At 56.6% G+C, this 23971-nt stretch carries 21 protein-coding genes; 12 read left to right on the forward strand and 9 right to left on the reverse strand.

Annotated features, from left to right (window positions below; all coding sequences use genetic code 11):
• The first annotated feature begins 193 nt into the window (after positions 1-193).
• Positions 194-3262, forward strand: coding sequence for an immunoglobulin-like domain-containing protein (locus tag MHM37_RS09820; RefSeq protein WP_343218247.1), 3069 nt, complete (start codon positions 194-196; stop codon positions 3260-3262).
• Positions 3263-3365: 103 nt separating this feature from the next.
• The gene (locus tag MHM37_RS09825; RefSeq protein ID WP_139526945.1) at positions 3366-3689 is read left to right on the forward strand and encodes a tryptophan synthase subunit beta like protein; all 324 of its coding nucleotides are present in this window, start codon (positions 3366-3368) and stop codon (positions 3687-3689) included.
• A 55-nt stretch (positions 3690-3744) separates the two neighbouring features.
• On the opposite strand, the gene MHM37_RS09830 is transcribed toward MHM37_RS09825, so the two are convergent.
• The 5 genes from MHM37_RS09830 to MHM37_RS09850 form a co-directional block, all read right to left on the reverse strand.
• The gene (locus tag MHM37_RS09830) at positions 3745-5652 is read right to left on the reverse strand and encodes an EAL domain-containing protein (RefSeq protein WP_239296519.1); all 1908 of its coding nucleotides are present in this window, start codon (positions 5650-5652) and stop codon (positions 3745-3747) included.
• A gap of 13 nt (positions 5653-5665) precedes the next feature.
• Complete coding sequence (locus MHM37_RS09835; protein ID WP_219861304.1) at positions 5666-6379, reverse strand: transglutaminase-like cysteine peptidase; 714 nt, start codon at positions 6377-6379, stop codon at positions 5666-5668.
• A 79-nt stretch (positions 6380-6458) separates the two neighbouring features.
• A complete protein-coding gene (locus tag MHM37_RS09840; RefSeq protein ID WP_044630743.1) occupies positions 6459-6761 on the reverse strand; it encodes an addiction module antidote protein in 303 nt (100 codons plus the stop codon).
• Positions 6758-7057: a type II toxin-antitoxin system RelE/ParE family toxin gene (locus tag MHM37_RS09845; RefSeq protein WP_239296521.1), complete on the reverse strand. Its 300-nt coding sequence runs from the start codon at positions 7055-7057 to the stop codon at positions 6758-6760. Before MHM37_RS09845 ends, MHM37_RS09840 begins: the two co-directional genes overlap by 4 nt.
• Before the next feature lie 83 nt (positions 7058-7140).
• Positions 7141-7893 (reverse strand): arylesterase, encoded by a 753-nt coding sequence (locus MHM37_RS09850; RefSeq protein ID WP_239296523.1) that lies wholly within the window; start codon positions 7891-7893, stop codon positions 7141-7143.
• On the opposite strand from MHM37_RS09850, the gene MHM37_RS09855 reads away from it, so the two are divergent.
• The 4 genes from MHM37_RS09855 to glyA all read left to right on the forward strand — a co-directional run bounded on the left by MHM37_RS09855 (position 7892) and on the right by glyA (position 14192).
• Positions 7892-8707 carry an ABC transporter ATP-binding protein gene (locus MHM37_RS09855; protein WP_239296525.1) on the forward strand — a complete coding sequence of 272 codons (816 nt, stop codon included), beginning with the start codon at positions 7892-7894 and terminating at the stop codon, positions 8705-8707. The genes MHM37_RS09850 and MHM37_RS09855 overlap by 2 nt on opposite strands.
• Positions 8700-11258, forward strand: coding sequence for an FtsX-like permease family protein (locus MHM37_RS09860; RefSeq protein ID WP_239296526.1), 2559 nt, complete (start codon positions 8700-8702; stop codon positions 11256-11258). Before MHM37_RS09855 ends, MHM37_RS09860 begins: the two co-directional genes overlap by 8 nt.
• Before the next feature lie 109 nt (positions 11259-11367).
• On the forward strand, positions 11368-12771 hold the full coding sequence (locus MHM37_RS09865) for a hypothetical protein (RefSeq protein ID WP_153842732.1): 1404 nt from the start codon (positions 11368-11370) through the stop codon (positions 12769-12771).
• Positions 12772-12926: 155 nt separating this feature from the next.
• Positions 12927-14192, forward strand: coding sequence for a serine hydroxymethyltransferase (glyA, locus tag MHM37_RS09870; protein WP_139526956.1), 1266 nt, complete (start codon positions 12927-12929; stop codon positions 14190-14192).
• A gap of 74 nt (positions 14193-14266) precedes the next feature.
• Here the strand turns inward: glyA and MHM37_RS09875 are convergent, their stop codons facing one another.
• The 3 genes from MHM37_RS09875 to MHM37_RS09885 all read right to left on the reverse strand — a co-directional run bounded on the left by MHM37_RS09875 (position 14267) and on the right by MHM37_RS09885 (position 16491).
• Complete coding sequence (locus MHM37_RS09875; RefSeq protein WP_239296527.1) at positions 14267-15079, reverse strand: glycosyltransferase; 813 nt, start codon at positions 15077-15079, stop codon at positions 14267-14269.
• Between the two features lie 81 nt (positions 15080-15160).
• Positions 15161-15745 (reverse strand): FlgO family outer membrane protein, encoded by a 585-nt coding sequence (locus MHM37_RS09880; protein ID WP_239296528.1) that lies wholly within the window; start codon positions 15743-15745, stop codon positions 15161-15163.
• Between the two features lie 5 nt (positions 15746-15750).
• Positions 15751-16491: a hypothetical protein gene (locus tag MHM37_RS09885; protein WP_331250791.1), complete on the reverse strand. Its 741-nt coding sequence runs from the start codon at positions 16489-16491 to the stop codon at positions 15751-15753.
• Positions 16492-16595: 104 nt separating this feature from the next.
• On the opposite strand from MHM37_RS09885, the gene MHM37_RS09890 reads away from it, so the two are divergent.
• From MHM37_RS09890 to MHM37_RS09900, 3 genes are all read left to right on the forward strand, one after another.
• Positions 16596-17669 carry an OmpA family protein gene (locus MHM37_RS09890; RefSeq protein ID WP_239296529.1) on the forward strand — a complete coding sequence of 358 codons (1074 nt, stop codon included), beginning with the start codon at positions 16596-16598 and terminating at the stop codon, positions 17667-17669.
• Positions 17670-18143: 474 nt separating this feature from the next.
• A complete protein-coding gene (locus MHM37_RS09895) occupies positions 18144-19058 on the forward strand; it encodes an HAD-IIB family hydrolase (protein WP_239296601.1) in 915 nt (304 codons plus the stop codon).
• Between the two features lie 19 nt (positions 19059-19077).
• Complete coding sequence (locus tag MHM37_RS09900; RefSeq protein WP_139526964.1) at positions 19078-20298, forward strand: glycosyl transferase; 1221 nt, start codon at positions 19078-19080, stop codon at positions 20296-20298.
• A 61-nt stretch (positions 20299-20359) separates the two neighbouring features.
• Here the strand turns inward: MHM37_RS09900 and MHM37_RS09905 are convergent, their stop codons facing one another.
• Complete coding sequence (locus tag MHM37_RS09905) at positions 20360-21961, reverse strand: methyl-accepting chemotaxis protein (protein WP_239296530.1); 1602 nt, start codon at positions 21959-21961, stop codon at positions 20360-20362.
• A 199-nt stretch (positions 21962-22160) separates the two neighbouring features.
• Between MHM37_RS09905 and MHM37_RS09910 the strand changes: the two genes are divergently transcribed.
• Genes MHM37_RS09910 through MHM37_RS09920 form a run of 3 tightly spaced genes read left to right on the forward strand, consistent with a single transcriptional unit; the run spans position 22161 to position 23951 of the window.
• Positions 22161-23027: an MBL fold metallo-hydrolase gene (locus MHM37_RS09910; protein ID WP_139526967.1), complete on the forward strand. Its 867-nt coding sequence runs from the start codon at positions 22161-22163 to the stop codon at positions 23025-23027.
• Positions 23028-23058: 31 nt separating this feature from the next.
• Entirely contained in the window at positions 23059-23532 is a 474-nt protein-coding gene (locus tag MHM37_RS09915; RefSeq protein WP_239296531.1) for a YeeE/YedE family protein, read from the forward strand.
• Positions 23529-23951 carry a DUF6691 family protein gene (locus tag MHM37_RS09920; protein ID WP_239296532.1) on the forward strand — a complete coding sequence of 141 codons (423 nt, stop codon included), beginning with the start codon at positions 23529-23531 and terminating at the stop codon, positions 23949-23951. Before MHM37_RS09915 ends, MHM37_RS09920 begins: the two co-directional genes overlap by 4 nt.
• The last annotated feature ends 20 nt before the right edge of the window (positions 23952-23971 follow it).

Genomic DNA, 23971 nt, shown 5'->3' on the forward strand with positions numbered 1-23971 from the left:
GGCGGGAGCAGCTTCTTGAGGATGGCTTCCCGGCGCTCGTCGGAGTACTTCATCGGAACCTCGTCACGCCCCACATCGTTCAGAGTCTAACAGCCGCTGACACTCCAACTAGCTTGACAGTGGGGGCTACGAAGCTCTGGACAGTGACGCCACTGCCGCTGTCACCATCAGCGATGACACTGACGCTGCCACCATTGCCCTCCACGACATTACTGTGAACGAAGGCAGCGGAACGGCTACGATCAGTGCCACATTGAGCCATCCAGCGGGTAAAGAATTCACGGTGACGTTGAGTAATGGAGCGACCATTACGTTTGCTCCTGGAGCAACGGAAAGCACCTCGACTGCGTTTGCTATTCAAGGTGATGATGTTTACCTCGATAGTGAAAGCTATGAAGTCTCAGTGAGTGATTCAGGCGATCATAATTTCGAAAGCTTGGATATCAGCGATAAAGCTACTGTGACAGTGAACGATACCGTTGATACGACGACCGTCAGTATCAGTGCGATTGTCACTAAAACGTCTGAAATCAACGTAGGTAACGTTGATACGACCAGCAGTTTTACCGTAACTGCTTATAAAGGTAACGGTGAGGTGGGGCAGATCTCTAAGGTCACGGGAACCGTCCATGATGGCTTTGGTGTGGTTGGCTCTTCATCGGGCGGTGCAGCCAGCAGCGAGCTTGGCTACGTTGGAAATGGCCAGAGTGAGAAGATTGCGGTTGAATTTAACAACCAGGTCAAGTCTTTTGACGTTCAGTTTGCATGGCGAAATAATGCTGAGAAGGCACGTGTAGACTTCTTTGACAGCGAAGGGAACTCTGTTGGTTGGGCTGTCGTGTCGGGCGGTGGCAGTGCCACAGATGCGTTAGTGACTTATTACGACGCTCAAGGCAATGTCACAAAAACAGAACATGCGCCGGGTGGCTCTGATAGGGTAGATAACGCTTATACGTTCGAGCCTGGAAGCGGCTTGCTCTTTAATCGAGCTGAATTTACAGCTGTTGGTCATGATGATGACTACTTGATACATGCTATCAAGTATAAAGAAGTGCTGTCTGAAGATGCGGCTACGATTGATGGTCCTTCTGACGTCGTCTTTGATATACAGACGTCCAATCCGCCGGATGTGAGCCAATATGATTTTGAATACACTTTCCCAACTGCACTCGTGGAAGTGGCCGGTACACAGTATTTAGTTAACCTTGACCGCAATGGTAAGGGGACGCTATCGGTAAGTGCGGACGGGAATAGCGACCTGACAGCAACAGTGCTTGAAGTCAATGGCAATTTCGAATCAGTAGCTGTGCCAGAAAGTGCCACTCTCTACAAAGGCCTGTTGGTTGTTGGCAGTAACCTAGATGATGATGGTAGCCAAGCGGCGCCGCCAGCACATAATACGCCTAACCCGCAAGAGCCCAATAGTGGTGTGATTCAAGGTGGCTCTGGTAACGACGTCATCATTGGTGATGTCGGAGGGGCGAAAGTGACTGTTGAGCCAGGCGGTAACTATAATATTGCCCTAATCGTCGACGTCTCGGGGAGTATGGGTAATGCTTCGGGCACCGCCGGTCTAACTCGGATGGAGCTAGCCAAGCAGGCGCTCTCACAACTTGTTACCGAGCTTGCGGGCCATTCCGGCGTCATCAATATTGCACTGATACCGTTTGCCGGTAGCGGACAAACGTCCATCAAAGCATCGGTAAAAGATTTACAAAGTGGCGAGCTTCTTAAGAACTTGACTGACGCCATTGATACGTTAAGTGCTAACGGCGGTACGAACTATTCTGCCGCGTTCAATGCCGCCGAGCAGTGGTTTAGCGGTAGTGATGCCAAGGCTGGGTATGAGAACCTAACCTTCTTTTTAACCGATGGTGATCCCACCTTCTACGGGGCTAATGATCAAGGCCCAGGGAACTCAACAAATGCTGACGTGTTGCGCGCCTCTATCGATGCTTATGGATCGTTGGTGCAGGCTAGTAGCACGAAGGTCTATGGCGTAGGCATTGGAAATGGGGTCAATCAAGATTATTTGAACTTCTTTGACAATACCAATAGCTTAGGTCAAGGAACTGTCAGTGTAATCGATACCGTTACGTTGGCTGATTTTAGTGGCAGTAATGACGTACTTGACAGAGCGTCTAATTGGGCAGGAGCTGGCAGTAATGGTCGCTTTGTCATCGATCAAGGCTATCTGCAAATTTCAGATTCAAGAAACCAGGGTGCCTTCTCTGTTACGAGCGATCAGTTTAACGTGGCCGCCGATGGTAGCCAGTTACGTTTCTCTTACTCCACTTTTAGTAACTCAAGTGACGTCTTTGGATATCAGCTTCAAAAATTGGTTGGAGGCTCTTGGAACTCGCTCATCAATAGCGGTTTGAGTAGAACGGGTGGCTCTACCATTGTCATCAATGATCTGGCTGCAGGTGACTACAGGCTTGTCTACTCTGTAGATGACCGGAGTAACAATAACTCCAATGCAACGATGTCTTTGAATGAAATTGGCCTAGTGTCTCCTGTACCCGTGACAGCCGCTATTGGCCAACCACAAATCGTCAATACAGCAGATGAACTCTCTGTTGCGTTGAACCAAGGATCTACCGAACTGGAGTTGGCAGACGTCGGGGACGATATACTCCGTGGTGGTGAGGGTGACGATATTATCTTTGGCGATGCTATCTTCACTGATAATTTGACATGGGAGGGACGCGACTCGGCTGAGCTTCCAGATGGTTCTGGATTGAAGGCTCTGAAAGCGTTCCTTGAGGATGATCTGGGCCGTGTGCCAACAACGGATGATATTTACAACTACATCAAGGATAACTATGAGAGCTTGGTAGATCCGGACCCTGTTAAAGGTGGCAATGACACGCTGATTGGAGGTCAAGGAGACGATATCTTGATTGGCGGACTCGGTGCCGATACTTTCAAGTGGGAGCTCAATGATCAAGGCACTACCGATCAACCTTCCACTGATACGGTGATGGACTTCAATGCCAGTGAAGGGGATGTGTTGGATATCTCTGAGTTGCTTCAGAACGAAGAGAATGCCACCGATCTGAGTACCTATATCGTTGCAGAAGAGGAGGGGACGGACACGGTTCTGTATATCAGCTCGGACGGCAACTTGGCCGGCAATAAAGAGAACGCAGACCAAGTGGTTCGCTTAGAAGGTAAGAGCTTCTCTGACTTCGGCGGCGGAAGTGCTCAGGATGTCATTCAGCATATGTTGAATAACGACCAGCTCAAAATCGATCAATAACCCCTCACCCAACTCAAAGGCCGCCTCCGGGCGGCCTTGTTGTCTCTAACGAAGGTTTACGTTTCGCAACCAATCGGCGCGTTTACTTACAGAGGAAGCCGCTATGCTCTACATCAAACGAAATGCCCGTGGGGAGATTGTGATGCTCAGCAAAGAGCCCTCGCCTGAGTGTAATGACACCATCGCGGCGGACTCGCCGGAGGTGTTTGCCTTTCTGGCCCAGCAAACGGGGCAGTCGGCGCAAATGATCGCGTCGGATTTGGCGTTTGTACGGGTCGTCGAAGATATGCTGGAAGTGTTGCTGGAGAAGGGCGTGCTCAGTTTTACCGACTTGCCTGCTGCCGCTCAGAGCAAGGTGATGGAGCGTAAGTCGCTTCGTTCTAAGAACGATGTCAACTTGATCGGTGATGATGGCGGTATTATCTGACGCGGCAGGTGCCGCGTCATTCCTATCGTGTTATTTCTTCGAGTCGTCTTCCGTGTTAGCTCAAGCGAACACCGGGCCCCGTTGCACCGTCCACGCCTGTGCGGAATAGGCTTTGTAACTCCTCCGAGTCAATGACCCCCTCAGCGATGACCTGGATACCCAGGGAGTGGCACAGCGTGGCCATGCCGCGCACGATGGTCTGCTGCTCGTTCGAGACGTGAATCCCACGAATCAAGCTGCTATCGACCTTCAGGTAGGCAAGCCCCACATCGTGCAAGTCAGCGAGTTTGGTGAATTCGGCACCCACGTGCTCGATGCCGAACTGACAGCCGAGTGGGCGAAGAGCACTACACAATCCGCGTAGGCTACCAATGGAGTGGGCCGTTAACGTTGCGGGTACTTCGAAGCACAGCTTGCTGGCGAGAGCGGGCTGCTTTTCTAACAGTAAACGCAGCTCGTTGACGAACTGGGCATTGTTGATCGATGCAATCGAGAGGTTAACACCGATACGCTGATCAGGATTTGCCTCGAGTTGTCCCAATGCTTTTTTGACGACGGCCATATCCAGCGCGGGCTCGAGAGCGAAGCGCGTTACCCAAGGAATGAAGATACCGGCGGTCTGCCAAGCATTGGCAAGTTCCAATCGTGCGGGACATTCATAGTGAAGCACCTGGTTCTGGGCATCGATCACGGGGAAATACGCCAACTGTGGGCCTTGTTCGATGGCCACGGTCAGTGCGGTTCGCCACTCGTTATGGTTGCCAAATAGCGACCCTTGTTCCCGTTGGCGTAGGGCAATATTCGTTGAGCTGCTACCGCTTTCGGCTTCGGCCAGGGCGTCGTCTAAGGTAGCCAGTAACGGCCCGCGTTCGTCGTCTGAGTGATACGCTACGATCGCGGTGGCCAAGCGTACATCGGCCTGAGGGGCGCTGGCAGTAACGGTGGCCAGCGCTTGCTGCAAACGGGGCAGCAGGGCATCCGGCTGCTCTTCGAGTGGTAGCATGAGCAGGAAGTCGCTGCCGTTCAAACGGCCGATGAGCGCCTCGTCGGCGCTGGTTTCCAGGGCGGCAAGTGCCTTAACCAACGTACTGAGCAGTTGGTCGGTGGCTTGGTGGCCAAGCTGATCGTTCAAGTGCTCTAGCGCCTGTACACGCACCATGACCATCAGGCCGGTGGCACGGGCATCGTCGCTACCCAAAAGTGAGGCCAATCTGCCCATCAGCACATCACGGTTCAGTGCGCCCGTCACCCGATCATGCTGCAAATCGCGACGCAGCTCATCGAGCTTTTGACTCTCTTGGCTCAGCATTTGGCGTACATTAGCGGACAGCACGTTCATCGCCTGGGCGACTTCGCGTAGCTCTAAGGTGCGGGGCTCTTGGATAGTCGTGAAGCGTCGCGCGCTGATATCTTTAGCTTGAGCCACAACGCGTACCAGCGGGTGCTTGATGCCCCGCACCAAGACGGTGGCAATCGCCAAGCTAATGGCACCTGCCAGCAAAAACCAGCCGGCAAGCTCTAGCATACTGCGCCATAGAGAAGCGTAGGCGTAGCTGTGCTGACTCTCTAGTTCCAGTGTACCGAACTGTCGCCAGCCATCTTGAATCGTTGCAGTACCGGTGGGGACATCAAACTGCACTAAGCTTCTAAACCATGCAGGCACGTCGCCGCTATATCCATCGGCGCGGCGCTCGACAAGAACTTCGCCCTCGGCGTCACGCAGAATGATCGAACGATAGTAGCCGGTATCGAACTGTGCAGAGATCAGCAGCTCCAGAATCACTAGATCTTTGTCGAGCTGGCTCATGGACATGGCCAAGGTGGTGGCATTGTCTGCGTTCTTGATGCGCACTTCCTGCTCGATGTAGTCACGGCTGCTAGTAATACTGATCGCTAAGCTACCTACGAACGACAGTAGTAAGAGCGCAATAATGGCCAGCCAAAGCTGTTTAATCAGCGACATAGCGCCAGTCCTCTTAAATGAATCCTTGTGATTGCATCCGCCCGATCACGCTGCGCCAGCGCGACAGTCGTGCCAGTGGGTCGGCACGGGATTCTGAACCGCCACCTGCCCAAAGCCCGTCGCTGTTGAAGCTAAAAACGGGATCTAGATCGTTACGTTGGGAAGCGGGAGAAATAGAAGGCGCAATGTTATCCAGTACCAGTGGCTCGGCGTTCGGCGTCGAGTAGTAACCTAGCACCATGTGGGCTTGGGTGATTTGACTACGGCCAATTCGGGCGCGAACGTAGATCATACGCAAGCGCTCACCCGGTACTCCCAACTGCTTTAAGGTAATGTATTTAGCAATGGAGTAGTCTTCACAGTCGCCTTGACCTTTACCTAGCGCTTCCAGGGGGGTGGCCCAAAAGTCCTCCTCTCCCCAAACGCGAATATCCTCCACCCAGCGGATGCGGCGGTTGAAAAAATCATTCACGTCACGCAGTTGGGCTTGTACATCCTGGCCGTGCAAGCGCTCCAGCAGGGCGAACCACTCTTCTAAAACGTTGAGCCCCCCCTGTCCATATAGCTGCTGCATACTTTGCCGAAGCCGTTGCGGGTTGAACGCCACAGCAGAGCTGGGATTGATCCCCAGCCCAACGCCCAATAACAACGCGCCAGCAGAAGCCAGAAATTGCCGGCGCGATAGGGAGCAGCATGGAGGGGATGATGAAGTCGACATGGACGCCATTAGCGTTGGTCAAATATCGCTTAAGACTACAAGCTAAGGCATAAAAGCGCTATATCTCCTCAGTAGAAAGTACCAATGTTTACATGACGGGTTCTTCTTGGTGTGGTTTTGCCGTTAAGTCCATACCCAGTGCACGCATGACAGCTAACATCGTCTTCAGCGTTGGGTTGCCTTGCTCGCTGAACGAACGATAGAGCTGTTCACGGGAGAGGCCAGTTTCGCGAGCAAGTTCTGTCATTCCCTTAGCACGCGCTACGATACCCATCGCTTTAGCAACATAAGTGGCATCTCCGGTTTCCAGCGCATCAGCGAGAAAGAGAGCGATGGCTTCATCGTTCTCTAATGCTGCTGCCGGGTCATAGTCGTAAATCTTATCGCTCATGATTCCTCCCATTGTGCTGCCAGACGCTGCGCTGTATCGATATCGTTTTGCTGCGTGCTTTTATCGCCACCACATAACAGGATGACAAGCTCGTTACCGCGTTGTTTAAAATAGACACGATATCCTGGACCATGATGAATACGCAGTTCACTGATGCCTTGGCCAACGGGTTTTACATCGCCAGCTAATCCGTTGGCTAGCCTGAAAATACGAGCAGCAATCAGTGCTTTTGCGCGCGAATCACGGAGCTTACGTTCCCACCGTCGGTAAGTGTCGGTCTGTTTAATAGCGATCATAAAAATATTGTAGTTCTTAGACTACATGCGTGCAAGCTATGAAAAACCGGTGCTTAGCCAGTCGGTGCTGTGCACCAAGTATACTACTGAGAAGAGGCCTGATACGTCTCTTCCAGCATGGGTTCAAGGGCGGGCCAAACGTTATCTAAGATAATGGGCTGTGCGTCAGCGGTAGGATGGATGCCATCGCTTTGCATTAATTGTTGATTGAGGGCGATATCTTCCAGCAAGAAGGGCACCAGCGAGAGCTCGTACTCCTGTGCCAGAGAGTGATAGACCCCGGTGAAGGCATCGCGGTAGGCTTGACCGTAGTTCGGCGGAATATCGATCCCTAGGAGTAATACTTCCGCACCCGCTTGCTGGCTCTGCTCGATTATAGTGGCTAAATTGGCGCGCATTTGAGCGGGAGGTAAACCGCGTAAACCATCGTTACCGCCAAGTTCTAAAAGAACGATATCCGGCTGACGCTGTCCGATAATATCGGCAAAACGTTGGGCACCGCCTGAGGTGGTCTCTCCGCTGATACTGGCGTTCACCACCTGTGCGTCACCGTCGAGGCGCTCTGCCAGCAGCGACACCCAGCCCTGCTCCTGCTCGATACCATAAGCCGCACTCAGGCTGTCTCCCATGACGAGGAGCGTTGGCAAGCCCTCTTCGGCAGTGCTGGCTTGCAGCGGGGCGGCCCCCAAGAATACGACCAGTAGAAGGGTGCTTGATAGACCACCACGAATGGCCATTTGCCACGACTGAAAGGTCAGTATCTGCGTCAACCATGCTGGAACCATGCGTTTTTGTATCGCTAATATCCAAAGAGCTACAGGGAATTTACGCTTCATGTCTTACTCCTCTGACCCTACATCCCATACCGTGACCGAAGGTGCGCCGTTGCGCTCGCTCTACACCGACCCATCTGCAGACCAGAATGTTCCCCAAGCAGCCGCTAGCCAGCCCGTCCTGCAGGCTGAAAAGCTCGCCAAACGGGTGACCAGTGGGGAACGCACGCTGACTATCTTACATGACTTATCGTTGAGCGTAGCGGCCGGGGAGAGTGTGGCAATATTGGGCAAAAGCGGCGCGGGGAAATCCACGTTGCTGGGCTTGCTGGCCGGGTTGGATACGCCCAGCGACGGCGAATTGACTCTTTTTGGCCATGCCTTGAGTCGCTTGGATGAAGATGGTCGTGCGGCATTACGGGCGGGGCGAGTGGGCTTCGTGTTCCAGAACTTTCAACTGCTGCCGACGCTCAGCGCACTGGAAAACGTACTGCTGCCCCTAGAGCTCTCTCCTCGAGCCGGAGAATCGCACGCTGCCCAGCAGTGGTTGGAGCGTGTAGGGTTGGGGGAGCGCACGTCTCATCAGCCTAAGCAGCTTTCCGGCGGAGAGCAGCAGCGGGTAGCCATTGCGCGCGCTTTCGTGACGGACCCCGAGCTGGTGTTCGCCGATGAACCTACCGGCAACCTAGACCCGGATACCGGTGCGCAGATCATCGACCTGCTGTTCACGCTCAATAAAGAAGCGGGCACGACGCTGATTCTCGTGACACACGACCACGCCTTGGCGCGCCGCTGCGACCGCTGCCTGCGGCTGGCCAACGGCCAGCTCGTGCCGTTCGAACCGGCCCCAGTCAACAGCGAGGAAGGCGATGAGTGATATCAACTGGCGATTAGCCGCGCGGAGCCTCAAGCGCGACCTTCGCGCGGCGGACGTGCGAGCGCTGTTCGTGGCCCTGGTCTTGGCGGTGGCCGCGTCCACCATGATTGCGTTCTTCCTTGACCGCTTAGAGCGTGGCTTGGAGCGTCAAGCGGGTCAGATGCTAGGGGGCGACTTAGTCCTCGAACAGCGCGACCCGTTTTCAGACGAGCTGCGCGCCACTCTGGAGCAGGCTGGCTTCACGCTGAGCGATCAAGTGGATCTAGTCTCCATGATCAGCCAAGGGGAGCGCTTTCAGCCCGCCAGCCTCAAGGCAGTCGATGATGTGTATCCGCACTATGGTGTGTCACATGTGGACCGAGGAAACGGCGTTGAGCAAATCGCGTCAGGCCCGCCACCGGGCGAAGCCTGGGCCGATCCTCGGCTGGCCGAGTTGGTCGAGATCGCGATAGGCGACCGCGTACAGGTGGGGCAAGCGGAGCTGACCATTAGCGGGATTATCGAACGCGAAGCGGACCAGTCCGCCGGTTTTGGTAACTTCAACCCGCGCTTGATGCTCAATACCGCTGATCTCGAATCAACCGGGCTGGTACAGCCAGGGTCCCGTATCGAGTTCGAACTGTTGGCCGCTGGTCCACCCGAGGCATTGGATCAGGTTCAAGGGTTGTTGACGCAGCTTCGCCGTGACGGTGTCGAGGTGCGTGATGTTCGAGTCGATCGTCCGCAGTTGGGTAATGCGCTGCAACGGGCAGAAAGCTACTTAGGCTTGGCCGGTTTGGCGGCAGTGCTGCTGGCGGGTGTTGCGGTGGCGATGTCGACCCGCCGTTACGTAGAGCGCCACCTAGATACCGCTGCGCTGCTGCGCTGTTTCGGTGCCAGCCAGTATCAGCTGGTGACGATCTTTAGCCTACAGCTGCTGGGACTGGCGTTGATGGCCTCGCTCATCGGCGCGCTGTTGGGCTTGGTGGGGCAAGCAGTGCTGCTGTGGCTACTGACCAGTTTCCTGCCCATGACACTGCCGCCGCCGGGCATCATGCCGCTATGGCTGGGTATTTTCACGGCGTTGGCGGTATTGGTCGGCTTTGCCGGGCCAACGCTGCTGCGTATCAAGCAGGTGAGCGCGCTCAAAGTACTGCGACGTGAGTTAGACCCGCTCCCGCCCGCGGCGTGGCTGGTGGTCGGCGTGGCTAGCATCGTCTTTGGAGGGCTGCTGTGGCTCTACTCGGGCAGCTTCTCGCTGGCCTTGGCGCTGCTGGTGGGCGGGGCAGCCCTCCTGTCGTTGCTATGGGGCGTGAGTTCCCTGTTATTGAAAGGCATGCTACGTGCCCTCCAGCGCTTGACGGGCGGCAGTGAATGGGCGCAGGCGTTGCGTTTGGGGGGAAGACAGTTAGCCCGTCGTAAACAGGCGGGGCTAGGCCAACTGCTTGCCTTTTCGGTCACGTTCTTTGCCATGGCGATGATCGTGTTGGTGCGAGGCGATCTGCTCACGACATGGCAAGATCAACTGCCCGCTGACACGCCCAATTACTTTGCCATTAACATACAGCCCAGCGAACGCGATGCTTTCGAGCAGGCGGTCGCGCCTCGAGTAGAGACCCAAAGCACACTCTACCCGATGGTACGTGGGCGAATTACACAGATTAACGGCCAAGCACCCAGGGAGGCCGTACCTCCTGATGCTCGAGGCGATAACTCGCTACGCCGTGAGTTGAACCTCACCTGGCAATCAGAGCTGCCCGAAGGGAACCAGGTGGTGGCGGGGCAGTGGTTTGTCGCGGAGCCCCAAGGCTGGATGAGCGAAGTGGATGCCACCGTCTCCAGCGAGTCGCAAACCGTCCCTATTTCGGTAGAGGATGGTTTGGCTGAACGCCTTGGTTTGGGGATAGGAGACGAAATCACGTTTGCCGTGGGGAGCGATAGCATCACCACGCATATTCAAAGCCTGCGCAGCTTGAACTGGGATAGCTTCAATCCCAACTTCTTCGTGATCTTCCCGCCCGGCGTGTTGGAGTCGTTCGGCCATAGCTTTATCACCGCCTTCCACCTGCCGGATCAAGAGCAGGGGCTGGTGCGCGAGCTGGTCATCGACTTCCCTGGGGTGTCTCTGCTCAATGTGGATGCCATTCTAGGGCAGGTGCGCGACGTGCTGACCCAGGTCACTCGGGCGGTAGAACTCGTGCTGGTTCTGGTCCTGTTAGCGGGTGTCAGCGTGCTTTACGCCGCGCTTACCGCCAGCCGCCCGGTGCGTGCCCATGAAAGTGGTCTGCTAAGGGTGTTTGGTGCAGGTAACCGTATGATTTCCCGCGTGCAGGGGGCCGAATACGCGCTGCTCGGGTTTGCCAGCGGCGTGTTGGGAGCCCTATTGGCAGAGCTCGCTACCGCGGCGCTCTACCTCTATTGGCTGGATCTTACACCCCGCCTGCACCTGGGTCTGTGGCTAGCACTTCCCATTGGCGGCGCGCTGCTGATTGGTTTGATTGGCCACGCACTCTCCTACAGCCTGCGCAAACAAGCCCCCGCGGCGAGTCTGGGATTATTAGGCGAGGCGTAGCGTCTCTCTTACAAAAGGCGGTCACGAGCCGCCTTTTTACTACCTGGACGGCAGTGGCGGTATCGTGACTTGGTGATATGCTGAAGCCTTTCAACAGGGAGGTCAGGGTATGCGTAGTAAGGTAATGACATGGGGCGTTGCAGGGGTGTCATTTTGGCTGGTCATAGGGACTGCGCATGCGTCGCTAGAGCAGTTCGAGGCGGATTTGCAGGCGGAGTTGGCGGGCGACGATGCTCGAATGGCGATTGGGCAACTGGTGGAAGAAGCCAATGGCTATGTCGCAGAGGATGTAGCCGTTACCTACCCCAACGGCGATCTGCTCTCGATCGACCGCTATCGCGTGGACGGTCGATACGCGCAGCCCGAGTCGATTACGCTAGACGGCATCCGCCTCACGGAGCTGGGATTCGACACGCCCGTGTTAACGGTGGGCGAGCTGGTCATGCGAGACCCTAGCGCGGCCGTTCCCTCACTGGCCTCTTTCGAGACCGAAGACAGTACCCTCAATGCACTCAGCTTGACCGATATGACCTTTCGGTTGGAGGGTAGCCTGGGCGATGAACTAGCCGCCGAGTTCGATAGCCAAACGCTTGCTGGCTATCTCTCCATTGACGCTCTCGAGCTGGAGGAAGTGAGCCGTAGCGCCGTGGGTTTGATTGCGCTGCAAGGGGTGAGTGGGGAGTTCGATGATCTCGCCACCGGCATCTCCGCAACGCTGGCGTTAGGCGACATGCGGATCGAGGCGCTGGAAGGGCTCGACCAGCCCGGCGAAGAGCGCCTCGAACATGCCGAGTTGAACGGTTTCAGCTTGACCAGCGAGCAGTGGAGCGTGCTGCTGGATAACGCTTGGGTCAAAGGTAACAGCTACCTAGGCGAAGCAGGCTTTCGCGGTGCCGAATTCGATCTGGGTGGGCTGATTGACCTAGCGCCACCTTCCGAACGCGATGAGCTGCAGGCGTTGAATCGTGTGCTGACGGGCGGAACCGGGCGTTTGAGTGCCGAAGGGCAGAGTGCTTCCCAGTGGCATGAGCCCGAACCCGGCGAAGCGAACGGCCGTGCGCGCCTCACCTCCGAAGGCTATCTACAGCTGGACGGCGCAGGCGGGCTCGAATTCTCCATGGATGTGCCCATTAGCCTGCCGAAGGGAGCCACACTAGAGCAGGCCAGCAAAAACCCCTCGCTGTTCGAAGCAGCGACGCTTTACGGTGGCAACGCGACCGTGGCTTACCGCGATGAGGGGTTGCTGCCGCGTATAGCCACCGAAATGGCGGCACAAGGGAGGATCAGCGAAGAACAGGCGATTTCGCAAGCCTGGTCGCAGGCCCAGCAGCTCGGGCCGCTCGTAGGCCCACAGCTCACCAAACTGATGGTAGGGATGGTGGATATCATGGCCGGAAAGGCCCAGTCGCTGACCGTTCACGTGGCGGTACCCAATCCCTTTATGCTCAATCAATTCATACTCGACCCCATGGGCAGCAGCGAGCGGCTCACCTTTACCTTCGAACTCAAGTAGCGTGGTTGTCCAGTCGGTCAGTTTTTAGCGCGGCTGGCAACATGAAACATGCTCATGCAAGACCTGACGCGGATGCGATGAAAGTCGCGTCCGGCTGCGGTATCATAGCCGCCTCGCTTCTCCATGATGATCCTTTCGTAACGAGGTTCCCGCCGATGTTCAGCCGTGACATGACAATTGCCGGATTCGATGATGCGCTGTTTGATGCAATGCAAAAAGAAGTGGCACGCCAAGAAGCCCACATCGAACTGATTGCTTCCGAAAACTACGCCAGCCCCCGCGTACTCGAAGCACAAGGTAGCCAGCTGACCAACAAATACGCCGAAGGCTATCCCGGCAAGCGCTACTACGGCGGCTGTGAATTCGTCGATATCGCCGAGAACCTGGCCATCGACTACGCCAAGCAGCTGTTCGGCGCGACCTACGTCAACGTGCAGCCGCACTCGGGCTCGCAAGCCAACAGCGCCGTGTTCCAAGCGCTGGTCACGCCGGGCGACACCATCCTCGGTATGAGTCTGGACGCGGGCGGCCACCTGACCCACGGCGCCAAGCCGAATTTCTCCGGCAAGCACTACAATGCCATTCAGTACGGCCTGAACGAGCAAGGCCTGATCGACTACGATCAAGTCGCCGAGCTGGCCCGTGAACACAAGCCGAAAATGATCATCGCCGGTTTTTCTGCCTACTCGCAAATCGTCGACTGGGCGAAATTCCGTGAAATCGCCGATGAAGTGGGTGCTTACCTACTGGTCGATATGGCCCACGTCTCTGGCTTGGTCGCTGCAGGCGTCTACCCCAGCCCGCTGCCCCATGCTCACGTGGTGACCTCCACGACGCATAAAACCCTGCGTGGCCCACGCAGCGGCGTGATTCTGTCGGCAGAGAACGACCCGGACATCGAGAAGAAGCTGCAGTCAGCGGTGTTTCCGGGCGGCCAGGGCGGCCCGCTGATGCACGTGATTGCGGCCAAAGCGATCTGCTTCAAAGAAGCCATGGCGCCCGAGTTCAAAACCTACCAGCAGCAGGTGGTCAAGAACGCTCAAGCCATGGCGTCGGTCTTCATCGAGCGTGGTTACGATATCGTCTCAGGCGGTACTGAAGACCACCTGTTCCTACTGTCATTGATCAAGCAAGGCGTGACCGGCAAAGATGCGGACGCCGCGCTTGGCCGCGCCCATATCACTGTCAACAAGAACGCCGTGCCGAACGACCCGCAAAGTCCGTTCGTCACCTCTGGTCTGCGTATCGGCACCCCCGCCGTGACCACTCGCGGTTTTGGCGAGCAAGAGTGCGCACAGCTTGCCGGGTGGATTTGTGACATTCTCGACGTGCTCGCCAAAGGCGAAGACACCAGCGCGATCGAAGCCGACGTGCTGAATAAAGTCGCAGACGTATGTGGTCGTTTCCCGGTGTATAAATAAGCACTGCATTGCCACGTGGTATGCAGAAGCGCTAGCCCTAGCGGGCTAGCGCTTTTTTTGTTGAAGCGCACCTATCAGGCCGAGGGGGGATTTTGGCGAATGATGCTTACCTTTTGCTGCTCTTTGGTCCATTTGCCTGCTTTCTTGTCGATGTACTGGAAATGCTCGTTGGTGAAGCTTCCCTGGTTGCAAGCGTGACGGTAGGAAACCGTGGGCACGTCTGCTTGATCCAATAGCTTGATGAAAACGCCTGGCCCGGTCAGCTCGAAGACGTTGGTCAGCTGATTCTCGACAATGTTTTGATGTACCTGCTCGATCAATTTGAGCAGGTTGGGATTGCCCGGGCGGCTGGCGATGAAGTAATTGCTCAACTCTCCTTTACGTGTCGTCACATATAATTCGTCGATATCTGCTGGTACGACCCGACCCAACGGCCAGATAGCGTGGGCATCGATATCCAGGTAAACGCCGCCATGTTTATACAGCGCCAATAGCCTCCAAAAATCGGCTTGGGCAGCACCAATTTGCAGCTTGTCGTAGCTCTCGAGCCACTCTGGGCTGAAGTTCTTTTCGATGAAGCCGTGGCGCGCTTGGGTGATCATGAATCGATACTCAAAGCGCGGTGCCATCAGGCGGTTGAACAAATAGTTGAGATACACCGGCAGGGTGACTCGGTTCGTAAAGTTGGTTTGCCAAATGATTCGAGGGATACTGCTCTCTTGCTTCGACGAAAGCCAAGGGGCTGCTCTTTCTGGCAGGGTAAAGCGCTTGGCAGGAAAGAGCGCGTGAAACCCATAGCTCAGCATCTTGGTAATGTTGGCAAACAGTTTGATCACCCGGCTGATGGCCACAATATGAGGCTGGCGGGTACGGCGACGTAGAGACATAGTCGTCCTTTCGATGAGCAAATGAAAAGCCTAGCGTATCGGCTAGGCTTTCAGAAGGTACGGTGCGTCAAATCGGGTGTTTTACCATCCGCCCTGAGCCTCTAACAGGCTGCGCATATTATTATCCAAAGGTAGCTGGAAGTCTGCACTGCCTAACACCATGGCATCACCAGCGCGTACGACGCGGGCACTTACGTATAAATAGTCCTGGCCCTGAGCGTAGGTGCCCATCAGGATGGAGCGCGCATTGTGCTGAGAGCTTAGCCGTTGAACTTGGCGCGATAGAATCAATTCCCCCACGCTCTCTTCGATAAACATGCTATCGCGCATTTTGACTTCGCGAACCTGCATGCCTTGTTGGGCGAGTGCCGAGGCCATGATCTCGGAACTGATCCGACCAAAGGTCGACGATTGACTCAGATTATCGATACTGACGAACGTGGCTGCAATCATCGGGCTATAGCGAGTCAAGTCAGGATTGTTAGCGACCATCCGCTGCGCCGCTTCATGGGCGAGCTCTGACAAGTCTGGTTCTGGTTCTTGAGGTTGGGCGCTATTGCCTAGGTTAGCGCAGCCTGCCAGCAGTAGCGTCATGCAAAGCGTAGCCAACATGTCAGTGCGAAGCAGGCGCACCGACGGTAACGCAAAGATCGAGCGTAGAGACATAAACATTACCAAGTATCAGTGATAGAAACAGTCGGCGTCGTAGGCGTTCTAGGTACCCGATGCGGGGCGTATTGGCGGCGATCACCCGAGTTAATGTAATAGATATTGGAGGAGGAGTAGAGGATTTGATCCTGTTCCACTATCTGGGTGGTGATGATGATTTCTTCATTGCCTTTGGGTGTCCAGCTACCGCTGGTGGTATCGGCCACCATCGCCGCTGGGATGAGCGCAAGTGCTGGTTCACTCCAGTTACCTAAAGGAATACTGGCCACCGCGATGCCGCTCGCTAAGGCCGTGTAAGCGCCGAAGGGCGGTCGTGTATAGCCACGATCTCGATGCTCGACGACTTCCACATCGATTTGAATCGTGGCGCCGTTGGCACGTGGCTGTGTCGTGACGCTACCGCCGCCGGATACGAGCTCGCTGGTTAGCAGTGTTCTAAAGCCACGCTCGAATTCCCCGCCACTGTAATAGGAGCCGTACTGCTCATGCTCCGGCGCCGCAATGTGCAAGTCGCGAAAACGCACTCGTTCGCTGGATAAAATGCCCGCGGCTTCATGCTGTGCAAGGACCTCCCAATGCTGGGCTGCCTGCATCTTTTGCTGTTCCGAATAGGGGTATGTCGTAGCAATGGGCGCTTGGGAAGTGCTGGCGTAAAAACAGCCGCTGAGCATCAGGCTCGCAAGTCCCAGGCCAACGGGGCGTAAATAACGGGCAATGGGGTGTGTCATAGGACGAGTGCGCACCTGGTAGTTCCTTATCGCTACTAATCGGCTTTTTGATAGACTAGTTTGCCATGCTTAGCATAGATCGGCCACGAGGTTAAAAACTTGAATGAGTAATCACCCCCATGCTTGAGGACCACCGTAGCGGCCCGCGTCATGATTCGCTGCTATCGACATACCCTGAGGACGATAGCAACAGCGGATGGATGATTAGCTATATCGATATCATGACGCTCCTCGTCGCGCTGTTCGTCATCATTATCGCCGCCGCCGGCGTCACGGGTCCCAATTGGGCCCCTGACGAGCCAGTAGCGGACACAAGCACGGCCCATACGACACCATTGGAAGTGCCTTTGCCGACCCTGCTGGAGGAGCGGCGCCAGTCACGTCCGCTGATGCCGACAGTGGTGCCGGGTGAGCTCAACCCCATGGCGATCAGCGCCGCATTGGGTGTTGCAGGACTGCCGCCACGCGTCGCACGTTCGCCCAGCGCGCCGCCCTTATTGGCGCTTCCCGCTGATGCCGATGCAGAGCCCAGTTCAGAGTGGAACCTGGTCGCATCGCTGACGGACAGTCGCCAGGCCAGGCGGCCGTCTCCCTCTTTGTCACAGCCGCTTCCCCGGTTGCCCACGCCACTGGTCCAGGTAGAAGCACCGTCGGAGGCACTGCCTTTGGCCGATTATATGGTGCTGCTCACGGACCGGCCGCCGGTGAACGTCCGCGAGGTGAGCGATGAGGCAATCAGTGGCGCGCTTGCGCTGATGGACAACCTCGCTGAACGGGTCGATACCTCGCCTTACTTACCCAACCTGGAGGGTGTCGAAGTCTCGCGTGTGGCAGAGGGAATTAGTCTGAGGGTGCAAGATAGGCTGCTGTTCCCTTCGGCAACCGCCGAACTGACCCAGGGAGGTGCCTCGCTGGTGGGTAGTCTGTTGGAAACGATCCAGCGTTACGAGGGGGAGGTGTGGGTCGAAGGCCACTCCGATAGCCAAACTATCAACACCCCGGAATTTTCGTCCAATTGGGCACTCTCCAGCGCCCGTGCCATCGCCATCGTCGAAGCCTTGGAAGCGGCTGGCGTTGCTGCAGAGCGCTTGCGAGCCGTGGGGTTAGCCGCGACGCAGCCGCTCGAAGACAACAGCACCGCAGAGGGTAGGGCGCGTAATCGCCGTGTCGAAGTCGTGATTCACGTAGAGTGATGTTTTCGTCGAAGGGGGATGTACTAAATGAGCGTGTGGGAGGAGTGAGCTGAAAAAAAAGCCCGCCGGGGGAGGCGGGCATGAAAGGGCTTGGCTCACTGCAGCCCACTGACATCAGGTGAGGGGGTGTACAAGGTTGTCAGTGGGTACAATTCGAGTATAGCTATTTGCGAGCGTTTGCCAAGGCCTTGTGCAACTTTTTTACAGGTATTTCACGACTAGATATTTCACGACTGGGGTTGTTTATGACGCCCTAAACCGCACTATGTTAGTGCATTTTAGGTGCTCTATTTTGGTGCTCTCGTAATCGGTCATGCCGATTCTTTTTTAAGTTTTTGATTTATTTTATATAAATAGTGTTGGCACACATTCTGCTTTATTGCTTATCTGAGAACGACGCCTGAGTAACGGCTTTTCAGATTGCGATAAGGTGGCGCCATGAACGAACACTCCCGCACGACACAGACTCCTCCCATGTTGGCGAGTCTTCCTCTCCAGCCTCTTGGAAGCCCTGATCCGGCGCTGACACCACGTTTGGTGGTGACCGATCTCGACGGGTCGCTGCTCGATCATCATAGCTACGATTTTTCGCCTGCAGCACCTTGGCTCGCACGCCTGAAACAGCTGGGCGTGCCGGTGATTCCGGTGACCAGCAAAACCCGTGCCGAACTAGTGACGTTGCGTGAGTCGCTGGGCCTGACCGCAACGCCATTCGTAGCGGAAAACGGCGCAGTGATTGGCTTGCCCCCAGGCTGGTGCCATGCGCGGCTGGATCGCCCTGGTAGCGGTCGAGATGGGGTGGTCGTCAAGCACACCGGCGTGGACGTTGGGTTCATCCGCGCGCGACTGAACGTGTGGCGCACGCGGCTGGGCGTGCGTTTCACTCGAATGAGCGAGCTCGATATCACTGAGGTCATGTCGCTGACGGGATTGGATGAGACGCGCGCGAGAGCTGCCCGACAGCGCGAAGGCAGCGAGCCGCTCATCTGGCAAGACGACGACACTGCCCTAAAAAATTTCCGCTTAGCGCTAGAGGGCGACGGCCTGATGCTGACTCAAGGTGGGCGTTTTTGGCATGTAATGGGCAACGCTTCGGATAAAGGCAGCGCCGTCGATTGGCTCATCAAGCGCTTTACTGCGCTGCGCGGCCGTCCGCCGCTATCTCTAGGCCTGGGCGATGGCCCCAACGATATATCCATGCTCGAGGCGGTCGATCAGGCCGTGGTCATCAAAGGGTGCCACGAACTGGCCGTCACCCCGTCGAATGAAGCGCTGTATCGCACTCGAGCGGCCGGACCCGCCGGCTGGGCCGAGGGGGTGGCCTACTGGTGGGGGCGAGACGACCGCCGACTAGCGGCGGCCCCAGTACTGCTAGCCGTCACGGCCTAACCCATCAAGAGGTTCGCGTATGAGTGACTTCCATCAAAACGGCGTCATCACCGATTTTCATAATCTTACCCGTCGCCCGGTCGAGGCGCTCGAGCAAGAGCTAAGCCAGTTCGCCAACCGTCGACCGATGGGGCTCATCCTGCCGTCGCTGTTTTCCGAGTTGGAGGGACCCGCGCTATCGGCGATCGTCGATGAGTTGGTAAAGGTGCCGTATCTCAATGAAATCGTGATCGGCCTGGATCGTGCCGACCGTGAACAGTTTTTGTATGCCCGCGAGTTTTTCTCCCGTTTGCCTCAGCACACGCGCATTTTATGGAACGACGGCCCACGTTTGCGCGAACTCGATGCCGAGCTGGAGAGCCACGGCCTGGGCGCACTAGAGCCCGGCAAAGGACGCAACGTGTGGTACTGCGCGGGATACGTATTGGCCTCCGGCCGTTCATCGGTGGTAGGCCTACACGACTGCGATATTCTCACCTATGACCGTAGCTTGCTGGCGCGGCTCATGTATCCCGTGGCGCATCCGCGCTTCAACTACAGCTTCTGTAAAGGGTATTACCCTCGTATTGCCGAAGGAAAGTTGAATGGCCGCGTGTCGCGGTTGATGGTGACGCCGCTGCTGCGGGCGCTCAAGACCGTATGCGGGCCGCTGCCTTATCTGGATTATTTGGATAGCTTTCGTTATCCGCTCTCGGGCGAGTTTGCAATGCGCAGCGACGTGCTGGAAGGCATTCGTATTCCCGCCGACTGGGGGCTTGAAATCGGCGTGCTGTCCGAACTCCAGCGTAACTACTCTCATCGTCAACTATGTCAGGTGGATATTGCCGATGCCTATGACCACAAGCATCAACCCGTCAGCGAGGGGGATGCTACCGGTGGCCTGAACCGAATGAGCTTGGACATCGCCAAGGCCCTGTATCGCAAGTTAGCGACGCAAGGAGTGAGCTTTAGCAGTGAAGACTTCCGCACGCTCAAAGCCACGTACTATCGTTTGGCGCTCGATTTGATCGAAGCCTACGATCACGACGCCACCATGAATGGCCTCAGTTTGGATCGTCACTGTGAAGAGCAGGCGGTAGAGCTGTTTGCCAGCAACCTGTTGGAAGCGGGAAACCTGTTTTTGGACAATCCCCGGGAGCGGCCCTTCATTCCTAGCTGGAACCGCGTACAAGCCGCCGTGCCCGACCTGTTGGCCAGGATGCACGAGGCGGTAGAGCTGGATAATCAAGGCAAGGTCTAGTCGAGGCGTATTAGGCATGGCATGGCCTCCGCCGTGCTAGGCGGAGGCCATGTCTGGGCGATTAAAAATCGCTAAAGGAGGAGGAGCGGGCCATAGGTGGGGTAATGGCGGCCTGTGGTGCTTGGTGGTCGAGCTTGAAGTTCGTCACTAAATGGCGGAGCTGGGTGCTCAGCTGCGCGAGTTGCTGGGTCGCGTGGTTACTCTGCTGTACCAACCCTGCGTTTTGCTGCGTCATTTGGTCCATCTGTGTCACGGCCTGATTGACCTGCTCGATACCGCTGCTTTGTTCGATGGTGGCTGCCGAGATGTCCTGCACCAGCGTGCTGAGCTGCTGAATGTCAGCCACTACACCGTTGATCATTTCACCCGTGTTTTTAACTTGGCGGCTGCCTGCGACCACCTGAGCATCCGCGTTTTCGATCAAACCTTTGATCTCCTGGGCAGCAGACGCCGAGCGGCTAGCCAACTGGCGAACCTCGTTGGCCACCACCGCAAAACCACGCCCCTGCTCCCCCGCGCGGGCTGCTTCTACAGAAGCGTTAAGTGCCAGAATGTTGGTCTGGAACGCGATGGCATCAATGGTATTGACGATACTGCTCATCTGCGTGGCGCTGTTGTTGATGTTCTCCATGGTATGAATCACCGACGCCATGGCGTCGCTGCCACGTTGAGCACTTTCCGCCGTTTTGGTGGCGAGGGTACGAGCATGGTCAGCATGGTCGGCGTTCTGCTTCACCGTTGCCGTTAGCTGCTCCATGCTGGAGGCGGTTTCCGCCAGCGACGCAGCTTGCTCTTCGGTACGGGTGGAAAGCTCTTCGTTGACGCCAACGATTTGCTCCACGCCGTGATTCACCTGATCCGCGCCGTGGTGGATGTCACTGATGGTGCCCGCCAGCGTTTCGCGCATGCGGTTGATGTCATACAGCAAGCTATGCTGATCGTTAGCGGAGAGGGTGGCCGCTTGAGTAAGATCGCCATCGGCGATGTGACGTACTACCGTGGCGGCATAGCGTGGATCACCGCCCAGTCGGCGGGCAACGTCACGAATGACCCAGCCCATCAGGAGGGTGACCGGTACACCGATCACCAAGAGGATGAAGGCGGAACGAATCAACCGGGCAATGAAGGCGGCATTGATATCGTCGACATACACGCCAGCCGCCAGCGACCAGCCCCACTCTGGCAGGTAGGCAACATAGCTCACTTTAGGCACTTGGTCGTCACCGCTAATACGCCGTGAGTAGTAGTCCACGTGGCCACCACCGGCTTGGGCAACGTCCAAAAAGGCTGAATAGAGTCGCATACCGCTGGCGTCTTGATAGGCGCTCATATCCTCGCCTCTGGGGCGGTTAGGGTGCGAAACGATCGCTAAATCGTCATCGAAAGCAAAGACGTACTCCCCCTCACCAAAACGAACGCTGGCGATGCTGTCGATGGCTCGCTGCTGCGCTTCTTCTTCGGTCAGTTCGCCGCTCTCGGCGCGTGCCTGTAGCGCTTCTAACTGTCCATGGATGCTGCTCACGATATGCTGAATACTGTCGCGTCGTTCACTTTCGATGGTTTGGCGGTTTTCCCACGCTAACCACCCCACCAGCAGTAGCATCGCCACCCAAATGATGCCCAGCGTGCCCCAAAGTTTCTGTGTCGTTGTCAAACGGTTCATGGTGTCCCTATAAAAAATTCCAAGCAGTAAGTAAGCCCTCACTGTTATCGGCCATTATCGTTCATACCTTAGTCGAGTGAATCGAAAAGTAGGGATGGAAAGCACTATTAATTCTTTAATGATATAAATATATAACTTTATTTGCGCTACACTCAGGGCACGTACTCAACGACAGTTATCCATCAATGGGAGGCTCTCGATGCAACGCCCCATCGTGACCCACTTTTTCGACGAACCTACCAATACATTCAGCTATGTGGTGCAAGATCCCGACAGTGCTGCGTGCGCCATCATCGACTCCGTACTGGACTTCGATTACGCCGCTGGCCGCACCGACGTTCGCTCGGCGGAGCAGATCATCGCCTTTGTGCGCCGCCAGGGGTTGACGGTGGAATGGATCTTAGAAACGCACGTACACGCCGATCATCTGTCGGCGGCCCCCTATCTACACTTGGCGCTAGGCGGCAAGACCGGTATTGGTGCCCATATCGTCGATGTGCAGGAAATATTCGGTAAGGCTTTCAATGCAGGCTCGGAGTTTGCCCGAGACGGCAGCCAGTTCGATGCGCTCTTCAAAGAGGGCGATGTCTTCGCCATTGGTGGGCTCGAAGGGCGGGTGCTGCACACGCCGGGCCACACGCCCGCCTGTCTGACCTACGTGATAGGCGACGCCGCGTTTGTGGGGGATACCTTGTTCATGCCGGACTACGGTACCGCGCGCTGCGATTTCCCCGGCGGCGACGCACGCACGCTCTATCAATCCATTCAGAAAGTGCTGGCGCTACCCGAAAAAACGCGGCTGTTTTTATGCCACGACTATCAAGCACCTGGACGTGAGCACTATCAACATGAGACGAGCGTGGCCGAGCAGCGCCGAGCGAACGTCCATGTGCATGACGGCATTAGCGAAGAGGAGTTCGTCAAGATGCGTACCGAGAGGGATGCCACGTTAGGTATGCCGCGCCTGATCATTCCTTCGGTGCAGATCAATATGCGGGCGGGGGAAATGCCCCCAGCAGAAGATGACGGGCAAGTGTATTTAAAAGTGCCGATCAACCGGTTTTGATGTTGGAAAGTAGAAGGCGAGATCATCAGTCATGAATGAAACAGCCAATGGGTTGGCAAGTTTGCAAGGGTTGATGGGAGGCGTGTTGATAGGCCTCTCAGCGGTATGGCTAATGGGGGCGCTGGGCCGTATTGCCGGTATTAGCGGCATCATTGGAGGGCTGATGACCCAGCGCCCGAGAGGAGACAGCGCGTGGCGCATGGCGTTCTTGGCTGGGCTAGTCAGCGGCCCGTTGCTGGTGATGGCGGCCGGGGGCGGGCTGGGTAACGTGGCAGGCGTGCCCGGTGCGGTGATCGGTGAACCCGCAGGCGGCGTGCCGCTCATGCTGTTGGCAGGCCTGCTGGTAGGGGTAGGCACGGGACTTGGCAGTGGCTGTACCAGCGGTCACGGCGTATGTGGCTTGGCGCGTTTGGCGCCTCGGTCGATAGCGGCCACCGTCACCTTCCTGGTCGCGGCCATCGCGACGGTCTATGTGGTTCGCCATGTCATGGGAGGTGGAGCATGAGGGTTCCAGCGGTCAAAACAGCGGCGGGATATTTCGCTGGCCTGCTGTTCGGTGTAGGACTCGCGATCTCCGGGATGACCGACCCCGCGCGCGTGCTCGGCTTTTTGGATGTGGCTGGTGCCTGGGATCCGACGTTGATGTTCGTACTGGGTGGCGCCGTCGGCACCACGTTCGTGGGCTATCGCGTGGTCTTCGCTCGCGGCACGCCGCTGTTTGGCACCCACTTCCAACTGCCGAGCAAGCAAGAGCTGGACGCCAAACTGTTAGGCGGCGCGGCGCTGTTTGGCGTGGGCTGGGGGCTATCGGGTTATTGCCCTGGTCCTGCGATCGCCTCCATCGGCGGAGCAACGTTGCCGCTGCTCGCGCTGTTGGCGGCCATGGTGTTGGGCTGGTTCATTGCTCAGCGGCTGTCCCGCTAGCCAAATGGGCAGCAATACCA

Source organism: Halomonas sp. MMH1-48, assembly GCF_022348105.1.
GTDB lineage: Bacteria > Pseudomonadota > Gammaproteobacteria > Pseudomonadales > Halomonadaceae > Vreelandella > Vreelandella piezotolerans.